This is a genomic window from Qipengyuania vulgaris, assembly GCF_009827325.1.
GTDB lineage: Bacteria > Pseudomonadota > Alphaproteobacteria > Sphingomonadales > Sphingomonadaceae > Qipengyuania > Qipengyuania vulgaris.
In genome coordinates this window covers 103,505-123,392 of record NZ_WTYC01000012.1, presented here as the reverse complement: position 1 = coordinate 123,392, position 19,888 = coordinate 103,505, and the positions used below count along the sequence as shown (strand labels likewise).

15 protein-coding genes are annotated in these 19,888 nt (G+C 60.2%); 3 read left to right on the top strand and 12 right to left on the bottom strand.

The genetic code is table 11. The features are described 5' to 3' along the window. Positions 1 to 137 precede the first annotated feature (137 nt). The 5 genes from GRI69_RS14900 to GRI69_RS14880 form a co-directional block, all read right to left on the bottom strand. Positions 138 to 521 (bottom strand): copper-binding protein, encoded by a 384-nt coding sequence (locus GRI69_RS14900; RefSeq protein WP_202392052.1) that lies wholly within the window; start codon positions 519 to 521, stop codon positions 138 to 140. After that, a complete protein-coding gene (locus GRI69_RS14895) occupies positions 500 to 3,667 on the bottom strand; it encodes an efflux RND transporter permease subunit (RefSeq protein WP_160728997.1) in 3,168 nt (1,055 codons plus the stop codon). Before GRI69_RS14895 ends, GRI69_RS14900 begins: the two co-directional genes overlap by 22 nt. Next, the gene (locus GRI69_RS14890; protein ID WP_067505937.1) at positions 3,664 to 5,181 is read right to left on the bottom strand and encodes an efflux RND transporter periplasmic adaptor subunit; all 1,518 of its coding nucleotides are present in this window, start codon (positions 5,179 to 5,181) and stop codon (positions 3,664 to 3,666) included. Before GRI69_RS14890 ends, GRI69_RS14895 begins: the two co-directional genes overlap by 4 nt. Beyond that, positions 5,178 to 6,413, bottom strand: a complete 1,236-nt coding sequence (locus GRI69_RS14885) for a TolC family protein (protein ID WP_063506157.1) — start codon at positions 6,411 to 6,413, stop codon at positions 5,178 to 5,180. Before GRI69_RS14885 ends, GRI69_RS14890 begins: the two co-directional genes overlap by 4 nt. A 581-nt stretch (positions 6,414 to 6,994) precedes the next feature. Next, entirely contained in the window at positions 6,995 to 7,438 is a 444-nt protein-coding gene (locus GRI69_RS14880) for a CBS domain-containing protein (protein WP_050600430.1), read from the bottom strand. 346 nt (positions 7,439 to 7,784) lie between these two features. Here GRI69_RS14880 and GRI69_RS14875 point away from each other — a divergent pair, with 346 nt between their 5' ends. Next, positions 7,785 to 10,325: an NAD-dependent epimerase/dehydratase family protein gene (locus tag GRI69_RS14875; protein WP_050600431.1), complete on the top strand. Its 2,541-nt coding sequence runs from the start codon at positions 7,785 to 7,787 to the stop codon at positions 10,323 to 10,325. A gap of 801 nt (positions 10,326 to 11,126) precedes the next feature. On the opposite strand, the gene GRI69_RS14865 is transcribed toward GRI69_RS14875, so the two are convergent. After that, positions 11,127 to 11,744: a cation efflux transmembrane domain-containing protein gene (locus GRI69_RS14865; protein WP_050600433.1), complete on the bottom strand. Its 618-nt coding sequence runs from the start codon at positions 11,742 to 11,744 to the stop codon at positions 11,127 to 11,129. A gap of 74 nt (positions 11,745 to 11,818) precedes the next feature. Between GRI69_RS14865 and GRI69_RS14860 the strand changes: the two genes are divergently transcribed. Both GRI69_RS14860 and GRI69_RS14855 read left to right on the top strand, forming a co-directional pair. Further along, complete coding sequence (locus GRI69_RS14860) at positions 11,819 to 12,217, top strand: MerR family transcriptional regulator (protein WP_050600434.1); 399 nt, start codon at positions 11,819 to 11,821, stop codon at positions 12,215 to 12,217. Then, positions 12,214 to 12,540, top strand: coding sequence for a YnfA family protein (locus tag GRI69_RS14855; RefSeq protein WP_050600435.1), 327 nt, complete (start codon positions 12,214 to 12,216; stop codon positions 12,538 to 12,540). The genes GRI69_RS14860 and GRI69_RS14855 overlap by 4 nt, the downstream gene beginning before the upstream one ends. A gap of 246 nt (positions 12,541 to 12,786) precedes the next feature. Here the strand turns inward: GRI69_RS14855 and GRI69_RS14850 are convergent, their stop codons facing one another. The 6 genes from GRI69_RS14850 to GRI69_RS14825 all read right to left on the bottom strand — a co-directional run bounded on the left by GRI69_RS14850 (position 12,787) and on the right by GRI69_RS14825 (position 19,518). Continuing rightward, positions 12,787 to 15,039, bottom strand: coding sequence for a TonB-dependent receptor family protein (locus GRI69_RS14850; RefSeq protein WP_063506156.1), 2,253 nt, complete (start codon positions 15,037 to 15,039; stop codon positions 12,787 to 12,789). A 440-nt stretch (positions 15,040 to 15,479) separates the two neighbouring features. Continuing rightward, complete coding sequence (locus GRI69_RS14845; protein ID WP_050600437.1) at positions 15,480 to 16,439, bottom strand: cation diffusion facilitator family transporter; 960 nt, start codon at positions 16,437 to 16,439, stop codon at positions 15,480 to 15,482. Next, positions 16,439 to 17,326, bottom strand: coding sequence for a ZIP family metal transporter (locus GRI69_RS14840; protein WP_050600438.1), 888 nt, complete (start codon positions 17,324 to 17,326; stop codon positions 16,439 to 16,441). The genes GRI69_RS14845 and GRI69_RS14840 overlap by 1 nt, the downstream gene beginning before the upstream one ends. 175 nt (positions 17,327 to 17,501) lie before the next feature. Then, positions 17,502 to 18,524 (bottom strand): sodium:calcium antiporter, encoded by a 1,023-nt coding sequence (locus GRI69_RS14835; protein ID WP_050600439.1) that lies wholly within the window; start codon positions 18,522 to 18,524, stop codon positions 17,502 to 17,504. Next, positions 18,521 to 19,150 carry a cation diffusion facilitator family transporter gene (locus tag GRI69_RS14830; protein WP_050600440.1) on the bottom strand — a complete coding sequence of 210 codons (630 nt, stop codon included), beginning with the start codon at positions 19,148 to 19,150 and terminating at the stop codon, positions 18,521 to 18,523. The genes GRI69_RS14835 and GRI69_RS14830 overlap by 4 nt, the downstream gene beginning before the upstream one ends. After that, a complete protein-coding gene (locus tag GRI69_RS14825) occupies positions 19,147 to 19,518 on the bottom strand; it encodes a SpoIIAA family protein (RefSeq protein WP_050600441.1) in 372 nt (123 codons plus the stop codon). The genes GRI69_RS14830 and GRI69_RS14825 overlap by 4 nt, the downstream gene beginning before the upstream one ends. Positions 19,519 to 19,888: the final 370 nt, after the last annotated feature.

Below are 19,888 nucleotides of genomic sequence, written 5' to 3'. Positions count from 1 at the left end.
TGCCCAACACCATGAGGATGGTCAGCAATAAGCAGAACAGGCCCATGATCCCCATCATGGCCGCTGGCATGTCACCGTTCATCATCGTACTTCTCCTATTGTGCCGACCCCGAAAATGATCCGGGGCCGGTTCACAATTACTTCTTGGTGATCGAAGTGATCGTGTTGCCGCCTTCGCCGGTTGTGAAGTCGAACGAGATCGTGTCGCCAACCGCCACGTCCTGACGCAGCTGTTCGTCGGCTTGGAACCCCATCGTCATGGCGGGCCATTCGATCGCGGGGACAGCGCCGTGATCGACTGTGATCGTTCCCGCATCGGCGTCGATGGCGGTGACGATCCCTTCGGCGCTGGCGGTCCGCATCGCGCCATCCGATCCCATCATCGGCATGTCGCTATCGTCCATCGGCATCTGAACGTCTGCCATGGCCGTGTCGTCCATCGCTTCGGTATCGTCGCCCGAGTCGCACGCGGCGAGAGCCAGCGGCGCTGCCAATAGGGTCACGAGGGTTGTAATACGCATTCTTCTTCTCCTTCGAGGGGTTTGGACCGTTTGGCCCTGGGCCGCCGCATCATCAGAAAGGCGGCGGGAAGTACGAACATTGAAAGCAGCGGGGCGGTGATCATCCCGCCGATCATCGGGGCCGCGATACGGCTCATCACCTCGGATCCGGCGCCAGTGCCGATCAGGATCGGAAAAAGTCCAGCGAGGATCACGGCGACGGTCATCGCCTTGGGCCGGACGCGCAGCAGCGCGCCTTCGCGGATGGCTGCCGATACCTCCTCGGCATCGAGATCGCCCTCCCGCCGTTCCAGCGCGGCCTTCAGGTAGATCAGCATGACCACTCCGAATTCCGCTGACACGCCTGCCAGCGCAATGAACCCGACGGCGGTGGCGACGGATTGGTTGTATCCCATCAGGTAAAGTAACCAGAACCCGCCGGTCAGCGCGAATGGCAGCGTGCCCATGATCAGCAGCGCCTCGTCGAAGCGGCGGAAGATCAGGTAAAGTAGCAGGAAAATGATCGCCAGCGTCGCCGGTACGACGATCTGCAACCGCTCGTAAGCGCGCGTCAAATATTCGAACTGCCCAGCATAGGACAGGCTGACGCCGGCGGGCAGATCGACCTCGGCACCGATTGCCTCCTGCAAATCGCCCACCACCGAGGTGAGGTCGCGCCCGCGTACATCGACATAGACATAGCTCGTCGGCCGGCCTTGCTCGCTCTTGAGCATGGGCGGCCCGCTGGTCACGCGGACGTCCGCCACTGTACCAAGCGTAATCTGCTGTCCCGCGGGGGTTAGAACCGGAAGATTGCGCAGCTCATCGACGCTGTCGCGAATCTCGCGCGGATAGCGGACATTGACCGGATAACGGGCCAACCCCTCCACCGTACGCGCGACATTTGCGCCGCCGATCGCGCCCGATACAATCTGCTGCACATCGGCGATGTTGAGCCCGTAGCGGGCTGCTTCCAGACGATTGATATCGACATCGACATAGCGCCCGCCTGAAAGCCTTTCGGCCAGGGCCGAACTGACGCCCGGCACCTCCTTCGCAATCTGTTCGACCTGTAGCGCCACTCGTTCGATTTCGCCCAAATCTTCGCCCGAGACCTTGACCCCGATGGGGCTCTTTATGCCGGTGGCGAGCATGTCGATGCGGTTGCGGATTGGGGGCACCCAGACATTGGCGAGGCCCGGAACCCGGACCACGCGATCGAGTTCTTCCACCAGCTTGTCAGGCGTCATCCCTTCGCGCCATTCCTCGCGCGGCTTGAAGCTGATCGTCGTCTCGAACATCGTCAGCGGCGCGGGATCGGTGGCCGTATCAGCGCGGCCCGCCTTGCCGAAAACGGTATCGACTTCGGGCACCGTTTTGATCAGGCGGTCGGTCCGCTGAAGCAGGGCCGAGGCTTCCCCCGGTGAAAGTCCGGGAAGCGCGCTCGGCATGTAGAGAAGATCGCCCTCGTCGAGCGGCGGGAGAAACTCGCCGCCCAGCCGCGTAAAAGGCACCAGCGTCGTCGCGAATATCAGTCCTGCGATGACCAGCGTCGCCTTCGGACGCCGCATCACCCAGTCGAGCCCCGGACGATAGGCACGGGTCAGCGCCTTGTTGATCGGGTTGCTGTCTTCCCGCGGTATCTTGCCGCGGATCAGCCATCCCATGAGGACCGGAACCAGCGTGATCGAGAGGATTGCAGCCGCTGCCATCGCGTAGGTCTTGGTGAAGGCCAGCGGAGCGAAGAGCCGTCCCTCCTGTGCCTGCAAAGTGAAGACCGGCAGGAACGAAAGGGTGATAATCAGCAGGCTGAAAAACAGCGCCGGACCGACTTCCTTGGAAGCATCCGCGACGATCCGCCAACGCTCCTCACCCGACATGACCGTATCGGGATTTTCCTCGGTCCATCGCTCGATGTGCTTGTGCGCGTTCTCGATCATCACGACCGCCGCATCGACCATCGCGCCGATCGCAATGGCGATCCCGCCAAGCGACATGATGTTGGCGTTCACGCCCTGGAAGCGCATCACCAGAAAGGCTGCCAGAACACCCAGCGGCAAGGTCACCACGGCGACCAGCGCAGAGCGGGCGTGCCACAGAAACAGCAGGCACACGAGCGCAACGACGACGAATTCCTCGATCAGCTTGGTGGTGAGGTTATCGACTGAGGCATCGATCAACTGCGATCGGTCATAGGTGGTGACGATCTCGACCCCTTCGGGCAGGCTTGCCTGCAACTGGTCGAGCTTCGCTTCGACCGCCTCGATCGCACCGCGCGCGTCGGCGCCTTGCCGCAGAATGACGATGCCGCCTGCGACTTCGCCCTGGCCGTTCAGCTCGGCGATACCGCGGCGCAGTTCGGGGCCGATTTGCACATTGGCGACATCGCCAAGCGTCACCGGCACACCGCCCGCTTCGGCGCGCAAAGGGATCGAGCGGAAATCATCGAGACTGCCGAGATAGCCCGACGAACGCACCATGAATTCCGCTTCGCCCATCTCGACGATGGAACCGCCTGCCTCCTGGTTGCCTGCCTGGATCGCGCTCACGATTTGGCCGTGGGTCACTCCGAAGGAAGCCATGCGGTAGGGGTCGAGCACGATCTGGTACTGCTTGACCATGCCGCCCACACTGGCGACCTCGGCGATCCCAGGTATAGTCTTCAGCTCGTAGCGCAGGAACCAGTCCTGCAGGCTGCGCAGTCCGGCCAGATCGTGGCCGCCGCTGCGGTCGACCAAGGCGTATTCGTAGATCCATCCCACGCCGGTCGCGTCAGGGCCGAGAGTACTTTCGACTCCGTCAGGCAAGCGGTTCTGGACCTGGTTGAGGTATTCGAGCACGCGCGAGCGCGCCCAGTAGAGATCGGTCCCGTCCTCGAAAATCACATAGACATAGCTATCGCCGAAAAACGAATAGCCTCGCACGGTCTTTGCTCCCGGCACCGAGAGCATGGTCGTCGCCAGTGGATAGGTAACCTGGTCCTCCACGATACGCGGGGCCTGCCCGGCATAGTTGGAGCGGATAACCACCTGCACGTCGGACAAATCGGGAAGCGCATCGACAGGGGTGGTCCGCACTGCCCAGAAGCCGGCGAGCGCCAGGCCGATCGCCGCCAGAACCACGAAAAGGCGGTTGGCGATCGAACTGTCAATGATCCGCGCGATCATTGGCCGGTCTTCCGGATCGAGACGATGCGCGGACCGGTGCTTGCCTGAACGAAGGTAAAGGTCACCCGGTCGCCGCGTTGGAAACCGCGAACCTGGGCCGGACCTTCAGTGGCAAAACCCATCGTCATGGCTGGCCATTCCAGAGCTTCGACCGGCCCGTGCCGCAAGGTAATGCTGCGGGAAGTGATGCGTTCGATCGTACCTGTGGCTCGATAGGTGCGCGGCTCGTCCGCATCCGCCTGCGCCTGTGCGCCTTCTTCACCGGCAGCCGTCGGTGCATCATCGATGGGACGTACATCGATACCCGCAAGGCTGGCTTCGGAATCGAGCAGGAACTGGCCGGAGGTAACCACCTCCTCGCCTGCCGCGAGGCCCGCGAGAACTTCGGTGCGGCCGCCTGCTTCTCGCCCGATCCGGACTTCGACAGGTCGGTATCCTCCGCTTTCCTGAGTGATCATCACCAGCGTGCGTTCGCCGGTGCGGATCACGGCCTCCGACGGGATGAGCAATGCTTCACGCCGTTCAGGAGCGATCGTGACCTGCGCAAACATGCCCGGTTTCAGGCGAAGGCCGGGGTTGGGCATCGCCGCGCGCACGGTAATCGTCCGGCTTGCCTCCTGTGCACTCGGCAGGATGGCAATGATCCGCCCTGCAAATCGCTCGCCAGGAAAAGCGGTGAGCGTCACGCTTACCGGCTGTCCCACGCGGGCGCTTCCCGCAAGGGCCTCGGGCACAGCGGCCTCGAGCCAGATCGGACTGTAGCCGCTGATTTCGGCGAGGCTTTGGCCTGCCATGACGGTCATGCCCGGCCTTACACCGAGCGAGGTAATCGCGCCCGATTGCGGCGCGGTGACGGTGATCGTCGATTGGGGTCTCCCGCTTCGAGCCACCGAGGAGATCACGCCTTCCGGCATCCCGAGCAATCGAAGGCGCTGGCGGGCTGCACTGGTAAGCGCCGCGTCGCCAGTGGCCGCCACGGCAAGAAATTCCTGCTGGGCGCCGCCCCATTCGGGCACCAGCAAATCGACGACCGGCGCGCCTCTTGCGATCAGATCCTGCGGGGCGTGGCCGTATGTTCGCTGAACATAGCCGCCCGCGCGTGGCTGGACGATCGCTACCTCGCTGCCATTGTAGGCAAGCGTGCCGGTCACCGTCGTTTCCGGTTCCAGCACGCCGTATTCGGCCTCGGCAGTGCGGATCCCGAAGTTCTGGACCATTCCGGAATCGATGCTGACCCCTTCGCCAGCCTGCGCATCGCCGCCCGCGCATTTGGGAACCAGCTGCATGTCCATGAATGGCGACTTGCCCGGCTCGTCGAAGCGCTGATCCGGCACCATCGGATCGTACCAGTAGAGCACTTCTTCGCAGCCGGCATCGGCAGCGGCGTCACCGCCATCGCTGCCGCCGCCGAGCATCGACAGACCGTAGCCAGCCCCCAGGCTGATCAGGGCTATACCCGCCGCCGCTGCATAAGAACGCTGGCGCGGCGAAAGACGTTCGAACACGGCTTTCATGGCCTGTCCTCCCCATATGTAAGTCGTAGAGTTGCAGCGGCTTCGACAGCCATCTGTTCGCGTTCGAGAATCTCGAGTTCGAGCAATGCCAGCGCAGATTTGGCCGCGATCACTTCAACGAGGTCGGCGCGTCCAGCAGCGAAGCTGGCGGTTTCTAGGTCGGCACGGTCGCGCGCGAGCGGGAGAAGCTGGTCACGCGCACGTTCCCATTGCTGTAGCGCGCTGCGCCATTCAGCAAGATCGGTTTCGAACCGGGCCCTGATCGCCCTCAGGCGGTCGACGCGCTCGGCCGAGGCGGCAGCAGCGTCTGCTTCGGCCGCCGCGATGCGCGGATTCTGCCGCCTGTCAGTGAAGATTGGCAAAGTGACCGATCCCATGACCGATATGACACTGCCAAAATCAGGATTACGGTGTCCATAAGTCACGCTGACGCCGAAATCAGGTCGCTTTTCAGCGCGTGCCAGATCGGCTGCAGCTTCGGCACGTCGCTGCTCGGCATCCGCCAGACGCAATTCCGGATTGGCCTCCAACGCGAACCGAAGCTCTTCCGGGTCCACGGTAACTTGGGGAGCGCCCCCCGCAGCGACGGGCTCGCTTCCGGCGATATATCGCTGCAGCCGGGCACGCGCGGCTGCGCGCGCGGCCTCGATCCGGGTAATGGCATCCTCGATTTCGAGAAGCTCGCGCCGGATCGCAAGGCTTTCGGCAGGTCTGGCCGATCCCGAAGCGACGGCACTGACTGCGACCGGAACGAAGTCCCTTAAGCTGTCCAGAGAGTCGCGCGCAAGAGCGAGGCGCTGCTGAGCATAATACAGGCCAATCCAAGCCGTCCCGGCCTCGGCGAGGATGGAACGTTCGGACAAGCCAAGACGGGCTTCGGCAATACCGATTTCGGATCCGGCAAGGCCGTATCGTGCTCGCCGCCTGGCAAGATTGGGAATTTCCTGCTCGATGCCCACCGCGAGCTGCGTCGGCAATTGCGCATACGGATTAAATGCAGCGGGTCCGGTGACCGGCAAGTTCATCACGCCTGCACGAACGCGTGGATCGGGCAATTCGTCCGCTGCGTCCGCAGCATCGCGCCTCGCCTGTACACGCAAAGCGCCCGCTTCAAGCATGGGCTGTTCCGCCCGCGCCGCCGCAAGGGTTTCTTCATAGCCGACCGACTGCGCTTGGGCAGCCTGCGCGACCAGCAGGGCCGAAAACGGCACCCAACCAATTCGCCAGTTCATAAATCTCACTCGTGCAGAGCGAGCTGACGACATAACATGCCGCACCGGCGAAGACCGGTTCGTGCGGCTGCATCGTTCGTCAGTCTCGCAAAAGTCGCAACGCGCCTTCAGGGAAAACTAGACGGTGAGGATTGGTTTTGGAGGAGGCGATTCCGGTCGCGGTGGATCTGTTTCAAACCACGGGGCCGCAGAAACAAGGTAGCTCGGTACCAAACGAAGGGGCGCACCCTCCATTTCAGTCGCATTCGACAGAGCCAAAGGCGGCAAGCAATTCATGGCAATCACGCAATCGAGCGTCATGCTGGAACATGGTCCTGCCGGATCGGTGGATGTATCGTTATCGGCCATCTCGGCACAGTCGCTCATCTCCGCCGCCTCGATCTGAGGAAGGGCTGCCGCATTCGCTCCAACCTGGACAAAGAGTCCGAAGCCAAAAAGGATCAAGGTCAAGGTACGAATGAACTTCACCGGCCCGAGATAGTCGGGGGCGAGGCGATTGACAAGTAACGAGCGATTGCGGACGGGGACCGATCAGATCGCCCCGTCCGCTTTATCCGCGTAAAATCAATAGTCTTGTGCGACTAGCAGCATCCCGCCGAAGCTGGCTCCGAACTGGCCTCCGATACCTCGCGCACGAGGTCGCCGGTTTCCTTCTCAGCTGCGCTTCTGGCGATATCGGCCTGCGCAACGATGCCGCAGCATTTGCCTTCGTCATCGACCACCGGAAGCCGCCGAACCTGATTGTCTTCCATCTTGGTGCAGCATTCGTCGACGCTTGCATCGGCGGTGACAGTAACAGGTGATGATGTCATCACCTCCTCAACGCGTTGGTCGGAGGAATTGCCTTTGGCAACACAGCGGCAGGCGATGTCCCTGTCGGTCACCACGCCCACCAACGCACCGGAATCATCGACAACGGGGATTTGGCCGCAATCATTATCGACCATCAGTAAAGCTGCCTCTTGCACGGTGCTCGATGGATTGCAGCATGCGGGGTTCGATGTCATTACGTCTTGGGCCTTCATGTCGCCTCCTACTCTTCGAAAATTGTAGTTTGATATGACAGAACTACGGTCTCCCCTTACCATGTGTTCCTATTTCAAAGCCGACTCGTTGGTCTTTCGCGCTGGTCCGTATTATCGGCTGCCGAGGAAACCCGAGGCTCGGCAGGAAGGGTGCCGTTAGTTAAATCCAATGCCCGCTCGCTGCGGAAATTGCTCTCGATGTGAGGGAAATCGATCGTTATTTCGTAACAGGGAGAAGGACTGCGTTTTCCCGCACGCTTTCGGGTTGGAAACTCTGTTAGATTGAGGTTTTTAGGCACCGCTCAAGGGTCGTGAGGTCGTTCAAAGTCGAAGCAAGGATCATATCTTGACTGACAACTCCGATAAACCTGTCGTGATCGTTACTGGCTCGAGCGGCTATATCGGCTCAGCCATCGTAAAGAAGCTTGCAGCGAGATACCGCGTGATCGGATTCGACCGCGACGCCGCTCCCCATCCCCCGGCAGAGGCCGAATGCGTCTGTGTCGATGTCACCGACCAGGCGAGCATCGATGCCGCCTTCGAACGCGTTCGAACCGCCTATGGCAAAAGGATCGCCTCCTTCGTCCACCTTGCTGCCTATTTCGATCTTACCGGTGAACCGAACCCCAAATATGACGCGGTGACGGTCAAGGGAACCGGTCGATTGCTCGACGCACTTCAGGATTTCGAAATCGACCAGTTCGTGTTCGTGAGCACGATGCTGGCCCATGCCCCCATCAAGGGCGGCGGGCTGATCGACGAGACCTCGCCGCTGGACACGGATCTGCCCTACCGCGAATCGAAGGTCCGCACCGAGCAGTTGATCCGCGAGAAGCGCGGCGACATCGATGCGGTCTTCGTGCGGCCTGCGGGCGTATACGACGATGAAGGCCATTCGGCGTTTCTGGCACAGCAGGTCGCGCGAATTTACGAGAAGCGGCCGAGCGCCCGCGTCTATCCCGGTGACCTCGACACCGGACAGCCATATTTGCACCTTGAGGATTTGCTCGACGGGATCGAGCGAATCGTCGACCGGCGGAGCGAGCTTCCCAGTGAATGGCCGGTTCTTCTCGGCGAAGATGACGTGATGTCCTATGGCGAACTGCAAAAGTCGCTTGGACGCCTGATCCACGATGAGGACTGGACGACGCGCACGGTGCCGAAGGGCCTCGCCAAGACCGGCGCCTGGGTCGAAAACGAAGTGCTTGGCGAAGAGACTTTCATCCGGCCGTGGATGGTGGACATTTCGGACGACCACTACGAACTCGATCTCAGCAATGCGCGGGAAAGGCTGGACTGGACGCCGCAGCACAGGCTGAGGACCGCCCTCCCGCGGATCGTCGAAGGTCTGAAAGCCGATCCTTCGGCCTGGTACGCTGAGAACAAGCTCAATGCCGCGCGGGTGGCCGGCAGCAATTTCGATGAAGCCGATGAGGCAGAGCCTGCCCCGCTAAGCGAAGATGCTCTGGCGGACCACGCCGGTCACATGCGCAAGATGCATTTCAACATGCTCTGGGTTCATTGGTTTACGATGTTGCTCGGCCTATGGCTCGCGACCACACCGTTTGTCTTCGGGACCTTCGACCAGAGCGAATTTACCGCTGCAGTCACGCGCATAACCGAGGATCGCGATCTCTGGGATCCCGCGCTACGAAGCTGGCTGACAGCCTGGAACGATTTGGTGAGCGGCGTGCTGATCATGATCTTCGCGGCCATTTCCCTTTCGCCGCGCGGAGGCTGGGCGCAATGGGCGAACACCTGTATCGGCATCTGGCTGCTCGGCGCCCCGTTGCTGTTCTGGACGCCCGATGCTGCCGTCTATGCCAACGACACTTTCATCGGCGCACTGGTGATCGCTTTCACCATCCTGGTGCCCATGATGCCGGGCATGGCTCCGGAAGGCATGATGGACGACAGCGACGTGCCGCCGGGTTGGACCTATTCGCCCTCGACCTATGTCCAGCGCATGCCGATCATTATTCTCGGCGCCGTCGGTTTCTTTCTTTCACGTATCCTCACGGCATATCAGCTCGGCCATATCGACGGCGTGTGGGAGCCGTTCTTCGCTTCGCCAAGCGCGCTCAACGGGACCGAATACATCATTACCTCCGATGTCTCCAAGGCCTGGCCGGTGGCCGATGGCGGCATCGGTGCGATGAGCTACATGTTCGAGATCCTGATGGGCGTCATGGGCGGCAGGGCCCGCTGGCGGACCATGCCCTGGATGGTGACACTGTTCGGCATCGTCGTCGTGCCCCTCGGCGTGATCAGCATCTACTTCATCATCATCCAGCCGATCATGATCGGCACCTATTGCACGATCTGCCTCATGGCGGCGGCCGCGATGCTGATCATGATCCCCTATTCGCTCGACGAGCTGGTCGCGATGGGCCAGTTCCTGGTTCTCAACACGCGGCGCGGGCGACCGTTCTGGCGCTCGTTCTTCCGCGGCGACGCGCTGCCAGGCGGCAGCAAGGACTCACATCCCGGTTTCGATGCTCCGCTCGCGGCGATCGGCGGTTCGGCGGCGCGCGGGGTCACGGTCCCATGGACATTGGCCATCAGTGTGCTGATCGGTGCTTTCCTGATGTTCTCCAGGCTCGTTCTTGGGAATGTACCGCCTCTTGCTGACAGCGACCATCTGGTCGGCGCGCTGGTCATCACGGTATCGGTAATTGCCATGGCGGAGGTCGCAAGGCCATTGCGCTTTCTCAACGTCGCGTTCGGTGCCTGGCTCATCGTGGCTCCGTGGCTTATGGACGGAGGCGCCAGTACTGTTGGCAACGTTGTCGGTACGATGCTCGGAGCGCTTCTGATTGTACTGAGCCTGCCAAGAGGGCATCGGAGCGACGAACATTACGGAAGCTGGGACCGGTTCGTTGTTTAGCGGATCGGCATGGCGATGGCGGAGCCAATGCAATAGGATGGTGAGCTTTGGAGCCTATTAATACGGGTAGGCCCGAAGCAGTGTGGCGGGGCGCGCATCCCGCCCTGTGGATCGCCATTTTCGGCGGACTGATTGCCTTCGCCTGGGAAATGTTCCAGCTCCCGTTCTACAGCACTGACGGGCTTGGTCCTGTTGAAGCCGCATACCGATGTGGTCTGGCATCGTTCGGTGACGCGGGTATCATGGTGGCGGCCTATCTGGGCGCCTCGTTGGGAAACCGCCGAACACCTTGGCTTGTCGACTGGCCAATATCCCGCTTCCTTATCTATCTCGCCATCGGTCTCGCGATAACATCCGTGGTCGAAATATTGGCCGTTGGGGCTGCCTGGGGCTGGACCTACAGTCCCACTATGCCGCTAGTCCCTGGGACAAAGATCGGACTCGTTCCCATAATCATGTGGGTTCTTGTCCCGACCGCGACCCTTTGGCTCTCACGAAAAATGGGACTTGGGTCAGCCTAGTCGAAGCGAGCGAAAGTGATTCCTAATGAGCAGCGGTCGCCGGGATGAGCAGCGCGACGAATTGCATCAAGACTGTCACCATCAGGAGAGACAATCGTTACCCGGCCGCCGAAAACATCACCGTCTCCGGAGTCCACCGCAAGGATGGTTTTGATGGACCAGTACTCATGCGGTCACCTGCAATAATTGAAAGCGGTTGGCCTTCAATGGGCTTTGAAAGGAAGTTAGCGTAAGCCAGCAGAGGTCGTGCTATCACGTAACTGCCTGTCGGAGTCCCTTCTCAAGCAGAGCGCAACTCACCGCGCGCTTGACCGAATACCTCAATACTGCCCCAAATTGCTAGGCTGGCCATAATGGCGGCCACGACCAGGTCGGGCCACGCGCGCCCGGTTCCGAAGACACCCAGCGCCGCGCCCAGAACCGCTACATTGCCGATCGCGTCGTTGCGCGAGCAAATCCACACCGAGCGCATGTTGGCATCACCCGTGCGAAACCGGAACAACATCGCGGCAACTGCGAGATTCACCGCAAGCGCGACGGTTCCGATAATGCCCATGGTCCCGGCGTCCGGCGAGGCACCGACAAAGAAACCCCAGATCGCGGAGCCAAGCACCCATAGCCCGAACGCCAGCATGGTCGCTGCTTTGGCAATGGCTGCGCAAGCGCGCCACGCAAGCGCCATTCCGGCAACGCAGAGACTTATGGCGTAATTTGCCGCATCGCCCAGAAAATCGAGTGCGTCAGCCTGCAATGCACGCGAATCAGCAGCAAGGCCCGCCACGATTTCGACGCTGAACATAACCGCATTGAGAATGAGAGCGATCCACAGGATACGGCGCCACAGCGGATCATTATTCGCCTCGACGTCCTCGACAGGACCGCAGCAATTTTTTCCCATTCGCTCGACTCCTTGTGTCGAATCGATTTATACACCTTGTAGTCGCTACAAGGTCAAGCGATCGAGGGAAGCCTATGCGGATCGGTGAACTCGCCCGCGCGGCGGGCGTAAAAGCGGAAACCATCCGTTACTATGAACGCGAGGGCGTTCTCGCGTCCCCGCCCCGCACACAGGCCAACTATCGCGACTACGGTCCCGAGCACGCCCGGAGACTGAATTTCATTCGCCGCGCGCGCGACCTGGGGTTTTCCATGACGCGCATTCGCGAACTTCTCGAACTGGCCGACGACCGGTCGCGGGCCTGCCATGCGGTCGACACGCTGGCACGAGCGCACCTGGGCGAAGTCAACCGCAAGATTGCCGATCTGGAGGCTCTCCGAAGGGAACTGCGCCGGATGCTGGAAAACTGCGAGCAAGGAACGGTCGGCACCTGTCTGGTCATTGAAGCGCTCGCCGAGGGGACTGAAGCGTGAACGCGATATGGATCTATCCCCTTGCCGCGCTCGCCGAGATTGCGGGGTGCTTTGCGTTCTGGGCCTGGTTCAGAATGGACAGGAGCGCCTGGTGGCTCCTTCCCGGAGTATTGGCGCTCGTGTTGTTCGCCTATCTCCTTGCTCGCATTGAGGCGGATGCTGCAGGGCGAGCCTTCGCCGCCTATGGCGGCGTCTATATCACCGCGTCGCTTGGCTGGCTCTGGCTCGTCGAAGATACACAGCCGGATCGCTGGGATCTGCTAGGAGCATTGATCTGCCTCGGCGGTGCCACAGTCATCCTTTTCGCGCCACGCGTGGCCTGAAAGATCGCGACGAATCCCTGATACTGAAAACACCGGTCGACTTTTCAGGGATACGATTGTCGTTCGAGAACCAGGATTCGCGGACGAGCTCACCCCCAGGCGTCCGCAACAGTCTTGGTGGGGAGTTCCGCCCTGCCCAATCCCGTCTGGCATTCGATCTAGGGTCAGCTTTCATCTCAGTTCTCGCCTCCAAGCACGCAAAATGAAGGGGGCGCGAACATCAACGCCAAAAGCCTCACGCGGAGTTTAAAAACTGACCCGAGCACCACCCACAATGCGCCGCGGAACCCCTGGTCGCAGACCGAACGGGCGCCTGCTCACGGCGTATTGATTGTCGAGAACATTGTCGACGCGCGCAAACAGGGAGAATTTGTCAGTCAGCGCGTAACTTCCCGCAATATCGAAGACGATGCGATCATCGATCCTCTCGTTTTCAGCAACGGCTCCGCTTCCTGGATTGTCGCGCAACTCGGAAACGTAGTTGGCGCCAACGGTAGCCGCCGCACGTCCCATGTTTACCCCCGCTTCGACATAGAGCTGATGGCGCGCGATGTACGGCAGGTCATCGCCTTCGTTTACGTCGCCAAAAAATTCGCTGTCGAAGCTGCTGTCGAATTCTGCATCCGTGAACGTGTAGGCAAGCGAGAGCGGGAACGAGACCGAATTGGAAAGGCGAGGTTCAACCGCCGCCGACAGTTCCAGCCCTTTGACCGTAACCGCGCCGCCATTGAACTGATCGCCAATATCACCGACGCTGCAGCCCACGGATTGAGTGCAGTTGCCCAGAAGGTTCGAGTAGTCGTTGTAGAAGCCGATCGCGGAGACCTGGACCTTGTCGCTCCGATAGCGGACCCCGGCTTCGTAGTTCCAGCTTTCCTCGGCCCGTGCATCAGGATTGCCTGGACCGGGAGGTGAGAAACCGCGCGACACACCTGCCAGCAATATGGCATCACCCAACTCGTAGGTGGCGCCAAGACCTGGCAACCACTGATCGATATTGGTCTGACGGACACGTGTCGGCCCATTTGAGCGATCCGGGTCCGACCCGGCATAGTCGAGCCGGGTCAGGTCAATCCCTTCATACCTCAAGCCGGGAGTCAGTGTCAGGGCACCGATCTCGATCCGGTCCTCGATATAGAACGCGATCGCCTTTGCTTTCGCTTCCCGGTTGGCTTGCTGACCAAGATCGGTCTGCCGTTCGAAGACGAGATCACCCCCGATCTGTGAGTAGAATTCCTCGTTTTGCAGCCTGTCTTCCTCATCCTCGTGGTAGCGGACAGATACGGCAAGGTTGTGCCTCGCGCCGCCCATCTCGAAGGGGCGCTCAAGCGAAATCTGAGCGCCTTCGCTGCGATAGACGCGGTTGTTGTTCCGTATGCGAACCGCGCCCTCGAAGCTATCCGCCCCGCGCAAGATGCTAAGCGCCCCGGCATTGTCCTCTGGATTAACGAAAACCGAGCTAATTGAATCGAAGCTGCCATCGCCGTCGAAGTCGATATCCTGGAGCTTGGACCAGCTGCGGGCAAAGTCGTTCCGGTACAGCGTAGCTGTGATCCTCGTTCCGTCAGAAAATGCCAAGCTGCCGGTAACGCGATATTGATCGTGCTCACCGGAAAAAGCGTCGCGCTGGCTTGCCGCATAGCGACGATAGGGCTCCGCGGCGAAATCGGTGTCGGCAAGTCCAAGGTACGTCTCGTTGGCTTCAAGGTCCGATCGGCCATAGACGAATTCCAGTCGCGCCTCGACAGGCGCGTCCGGTGCTGTGTGAACAGCCAAGCGTCCACGGTAATCCTGTCGCTCGAAACCGGTGTCGGCGTCGGGAAGCCCATCAATCGTCTTGAAGCCGTCGCTGCCCTGCTGGTAGGTTTCAAGCAGCGCGCCGACGTAGTCCGTGTCTCCACCGACCCAGGCCTGTCCCTGATAATAGTCGCGCGACCCGTATTGCCCGAAAGCGTAGCCAGCCAGCCCGTCGGCCGGAATGTCGGTCGACCGAAGATTGACCGCCCCGCCGATCGTACGGGGCCCATAGCGAATGGCGGCGGCCCCTTTCGTGACTTCGACCGCCTGCATGCGCCCGATGGCCGGGAAATAATACGCTGCCGGCGCGGCATAGGGAGCAGGCGCGATCAGCACGCCGTCTTCCATGAGCGTGATGTTGCTCGAACGTTCGACCGGACTGCCGCGCAGACCGATATTCGGGAACAAGCCGAACCCGTCTTCCTCCTGCGTGTTGATGCCGGGGACCTGCCGCAGGACGCGATTTACATCCCCGTAATCGAACCGGCGCAGATCCTCGCTGTCGATAAGATCGGCCGATCCCGCGATACGGTAGGGATCGATCCGGCCGCCGACCACGATGATCGAATCCACCGGATTCTCCCGGCGCTCGTCTGCAATCTGTTCGGCGCGCACCTCTCCGTCATCAGGCCCGGTAGTCTCTTGTGCCACCGCCGGTGCGGACAAAGCGATTGCGAGGGACGAGACGGTAGTACGATACATAAAAACTTCCTGTTCTCCGAGTGTGGAAATCCGGGCCCTAACCTTATTGCGATTGCCTCGCAAGAGCAAAAACACGCTTTGGGAAAACTTCTCGGTAGCGCTCGTGCGCGTAGCTGTGCAGCGCAGCGCGGGGGATTTGCGACACCGATGAGGCAAGGATGTGGTGATTTACCTGAGCTTCAAAGAGTAAGCCTGCGGTCGGCTGTTTTCCTTTGTAACCGAGCAACTGCAACGCATTTAACACCTTGCGCAGCGCGGTCCTTTTTGCACGAGCAGGGCCAGGCCGATGGCAAGCCCGACAATCCTCGCAAGCCTGAGTTAGGGTTGTTCAACGAACACTCGTACGCACCCAAACCTTGCGGCCGAGCTTTGACGGCCCGGGTTTCCGGTTTTTCAGCAATTATCGTGGTCTGCAGACGTCATCGAATACGCACACAAATCTAAGGCTGATGGGGTCCGCCAACTTCATGCGGATGTGCGGTTTGATGCGCGGGAACGAGATCGGCTTCGCAGTCCGTTTCAAAGCACGCTTCGAATGTCGCATGCTCAATTTGAAATTCTTCTTTCAACATCGACCTAGCCCGGCCCTTCACTTTCTCGAATTGCTCAAGTGAAGCGCCTTCAGGGGTTACATGCGTTTCCAGCGCCCGGTGATGCTCGCCGATCGACCAAACATGAACATGATGTACTCCGTCGATCCCATCCAACTTTTCGAGTGCCAAAACGATCCGATCAAACTCCAGCTCGTCGGGAACCGCGCCCATCAAGAGCCGGACTGTCCGCGGCATCAGGGTCACCCCCTGCCAGATGACATAACCGGCGATGATTAGGGTGATGATCAGATCCGCGATGTAGAGATCGTATAGCAGGATCAGCGCGCCAGCAACGATCACACCGACCGACGCGAGAGCATCGGAGACGTTGTGCAGAAAGGCCGCCTTCATGTTGATGCTGTCATGCGAACCGCGATAGACGATGAAGGCAGTCACCAGATCGATGACCAGCGCTATGCCCGCCACGCCTATGACGGTCCATCCCTCGACCGGTTGGGGATCGGCGAACCGGTTGATTGCCTCCACCAACAGGTAGAAGCCGATGATAAGCAGCGTCGTGAGGTTGATGAGTGCGGCGACGACTTCGCCTTGCGCATAACCGAAGGTCATAAGTTTGTCGGCGGGTCGCCGCCCGATTTTGCGCGCGAACCAGGCCAGGCCAAGCGAAGCCGCATCGCTGAAATTGTGCAAGGCGTCGGCTATGAGCGCGAGCGACCCTGAGACGATCCCGCCAATGATTTGGGCAACTGTAAGCAAAACGTTGATCGCCACTGCAAAGATCAGCTGGCGATCGCTGAGATTTTCTTCGCCGTGACTATGTCCGGCGTGACCGTGGGATTGCTCCATTACTCGCGTCCCATTGTGAAGGGTTCAATGCTAAACGCGACTGCCGGTCGCTCTGCGGGATGCTCCAAACCCGAATTCGGAAGATCCACCGCGTCTGATAATTCATCAAGCCCGGCGAAAATGAGTGCGAGAAGGGCGAACCCGACGAGAAAAACAAGAAGCGATTTGAAGTGCCCCGCTGTGTGTGCCGCTTGATGAAGAAGCAAAGCTCTTACCGCCGCAGCCAGGAGCAACCCTGCAAGGACGGTGAGGAGCCAAGGCAGCCCGAAACTATCGACACTGTGTACCATCCAGAATGCCAACAGCGCAGAACCGATGAAGGCCAGAGCGAGACCGACCTGTAGCGCGATGCGGTCCATTCGGCTTGAGCTAGCGGCTATGAACCTGGAGCCAATCTGACGACTGACCAAGACATTCGCCATGGCCAACCCTGCCGCGGTGACTATTGCCAAAGTCACGGAAGCGGCTGCTGCAATACCGAGGGTCAAACCATAGCCGATCAGATCGACGATGGAGAAGATCGACGATACAGCAACATTGGACAAATCCTCGTCATGATCATGCTGCTTTCTTTTGCCGTCCGCGAAACGGCCTCTGAGATAGCCGGCTGCCTTGCACAGAAGAACATAGGCTCCTCCACCGAGCAAAAAGAGCACAGGGATGGCCCAGCTGTCGACTGCCGATTGGACGAACGGCGTAACCGCTAGCGCAGCGGTCGCAAACAGAACGCCCGCAGCAGCAGGATACAACAGATCGGACCGGCGCAATCCCGCCCCCACACGTTCGACCCACAACGTCCCTACGACCAAGCCGGTGCTTGCGAATATCGCAAGAAGCAAAACATGCGATCGGCTTTGTGTCTCAAAGATAGTGTCGAAAAGGCTCATTAGCTTTTCAAACCCCGTACCGCCGGAAGTTCGTCTGCGACTTTCTTCCGCGCGACAGGCAAATCTCCATCAAAATCTTTTCGGGGAGATGTCCTCATAAGCAAGGGCTGATCGTCATGATCCTCTTCGCGGTGGCTATGGCCGCTCCGTTCACCCTGATCTCGGTTGTCATTGCTCATCCGGCTCCTCCGGAGACTTGCAAAGGCTTCACCCACAGGAATATTACGGCAATAAAAGCCGCATTGGCTGCCCAGAACGCGAAGATGTGCCATCGACCAAAGCCTCTTTTCTCTTCGTCTCCCAACGAAAGAAAGAGAGCGTATAGCGCGGCCATCAGCACGACGAACGCGAGACTGACCCAGAAGAGTTGAAAATTCTCGATCGGCGTTCCGATGATGGTGAGCGGGATGAAGGCGAGCGTCATGGTCACGACATGGTCGCCGATCACGCTTGTGCTGGCGGAGGTCACCTGACCGGAGCGCGCGACGCTCCAGGTCGTGAACACCTCGGGCAGCGATGCGACGGCGGCAGTGATGAAAAGACCGCCGACGATATTCGGGATGCCGAGTGCGCTCACGATCCTTTCGGTCGAGAATACGGTGAAGTAGGCCCCGACCGCCAGGGCGCCGACGCCCGCTATGGCCATCCATTTCTCCTTTAGACTCCACTCTACCTCCTCTCCCTTCTCTCGGCCCCGAACGAGAGCCTGAAGGAGATAGGCGAGATACGCGATCAGCAGCAGCCATCCATCGATCGGCTGCAACCCGCGCCAAGGGGCGGGAAGCGTCAGTAGAGCGAAGACCGCGAGGATCGCCAGGTAAGGCAGCGCCTGGACGGTAAGAGCCCCCTTATCGACCGCGACGTAATGATCACGACGATGCTTCTTGTGCTCCTTGTCAGCACCTTCAAGGGCCCCTTTACGGGTCGCCAGATAAGCGGTCGTCACGATCACCGGAATCACCAGAACGGTCGAACCCAGCATGGCGCCAAGGCCGATATCGGACACATCACGAGCAGCGCTCGTCACATTGATGCCCATCTCTGGCGAAGCGGCGGCTAGACCTAAAAAGGAGCCCCCCGCCGCGACGGAGAACCCCCATTGCTTGCGTAATTTCTTGAGCGGTGCGGACAGGCGTTCCGCGCCCCAATGAGCGGCCCAGACGGCGGCGAGGAGAACCGCTGCCCAGACCGCGATCACTTGCGCCAGCCCTCGTGCTCTGTGCCCTCTTCCTCATGGATGTCCATATGCGCATCGCGCAGGATCTCGATGCCGCCGTAGATCGCTATGCAGGCCACACCGATCCCGACGACGAGATCGGGCCAATTCGATCCGGTGAAAAACACTACGATACCCGCTATGATAATCCCGCCGTTCGAAACGAAATCATTCAAACTGAACGTGGTGGCTGCACGTAAATTGACATCCTTATTCTGCAAACGTTTCAGCAGGTAAAGGCACCAGAGGTTCACCGCACCGGCAACCAGCGCCATCACCATCATGACGCCGCCGATCGGATCCGAACCCTCCATGAAGCGCCGGATGGCATCGAGAATCACACCGCCTGCGAACACAAGCAGCATGACCCCGGAAAAACGCGCGGCTCCGCGCTTCCAGACCCGGGAGCGGGTGAGCGCAAGCAGGCTCAATGCATAGACAATCGCGTCCGACGAATTGTCGAGCCCATTGGCAATCAGCGCGTTGGAATCGCCGATTACCCCGGTGATGAAAAACCCTATCGCAATCGCCACATTGAGCCAGAAAACGATCCAGAGAGTGCGGCGCTTTTCGGCCGAATCGAGGTTGAGTTCGCCTTCGCCGCTCATGACGCATTCCTTCCGTCTCTCGCCCAGCTTTCGGCGGCAACCCGCTCGACAGGTGTGAAAAACCTCATCTCCGCGCGGAATAGCGGATCGAAAAGCTTGGTGCCCCACTCTTCCCAACTACTATCGCCGACCATCGCGATCCGGCCGAAGCTGTCCTTGTGCTTCGCATCGAATTTCAGGTCGCGCCAGAGACCGCCCATATCCCAGCCAGAAAAGTCGGGAGCAAGTTCGATAAGCATCGGAACCGTCCCAGGAACTCGCGCCGCGACGCGCTCGAAAAACGGAACGAAGCGGTCATAGTCGCTATCGGAAAGCGTTCCGTCCGCCCTGATGAGCAACAGACCGTTATCTTCGATTGCGGTGAGCATGGCGATTTCTCCTCTTGAATGTTCCGCGCGACCGTCGAGCGGCTTTGGCGCGTCCTCTGGACAGCGGTAAAAGATGCGCTCGAAACCTCGATAGTTGCAGGTGAAGGGCCGTCCCGGGCTACAATCTTCGATCGTAAGATGGCGCACTTGCATTGGCCGCGCATGCCGTTCGAAGGGCTTATGGTCATGGTATATGCGATGGCCTCACCCTCATCGCGCCAGATGCCGACAGCGGACAGATCACCGTCCGAAGGTTGCACCTCTGCATAGAAGCCATCGGCGAAAAACACCCACGCCGTGCCCGTATCGCAGCCGGGCGTTCTGCCGAGGCTCCGCGCGCCCGCAATTGAGTCCGATACCGGATCGCTTC

Excerpts from the sequence above, each read along its gene's own strand:
- GRI69_RS14900 (WP_202392052.1), bottom strand. The coding sequence starts at position 521 with ATGCGTATTACAACCCTCGTGACCCTATTGGCAGCGCCGCTGGCTCTC.
- GRI69_RS14890 (WP_067505937.1), bottom strand. The coding sequence starts at position 5,181 with ATGAAAGCCGTGTTCGAACGTCTTTCGCCGCGCCAGCGTTCTTATGCA.
- GRI69_RS14885 (WP_063506157.1), bottom strand. The coding sequence starts at position 6,413 with ATGAACTGGCGAATTGGTTGGGTGCCGTTTTCGGCCCTGCTGGTCGCG.
- GRI69_RS14880 (WP_050600430.1), bottom strand. The coding sequence starts at position 7,438 with ATGAAGGCCCAAGACGTAATGACATCGAACCCCGCATGCTGCAATCCA.
- GRI69_RS14845 (WP_050600437.1), bottom strand. The coding sequence starts at position 16,439 with ATGGAGCAATCCCACGGTCACGCCGGACATAGTCACGGCGAAGAAAAT.
- GRI69_RS14860 (WP_050600434.1), top strand. The coding sequence starts at position 11,819 with ATGCGGATCGGTGAACTCGCCCGCGCGGCGGGCGTAAAAGCGGAAACC.
- GRI69_RS14840 (WP_050600438.1), bottom strand. The coding sequence starts at position 17,326 with ATGAGCCTTTTCGACACTATCTTTGAGACACAAAGCCGATCGCATGTT.
- GRI69_RS14830 (WP_050600440.1), bottom strand. The coding sequence starts at position 19,150 with ATGAGCGGCGAAGGCGAACTCAACCTCGATTCGGCCGAAAAGCGCCGC.
- GRI69_RS14865 (WP_050600433.1), bottom strand. The coding sequence starts at position 11,744 with ATGGGAAAAAATTGCTGCGGTCCTGTCGAGGACGTCGAGGCGAATAAT.
- GRI69_RS14825 (WP_050600441.1), bottom strand. The coding sequence starts at position 19,518 with ATGCTCACCGCAATCGAAGATAACGGTCTGTTGCTCATCAGGGCGGAC.
- GRI69_RS14850 (WP_063506156.1), bottom strand. The coding sequence starts at position 15,039 with ATGTATCGTACTACCGTCTCGTCCCTCGCAATCGCTTTGTCCGCACCG.
- GRI69_RS14895 (WP_160728997.1), bottom strand. The coding sequence starts at position 3,667 with ATGATCGCGCGGATCATTGACAGTTCGATCGCCAACCGCCTTTTCGTG.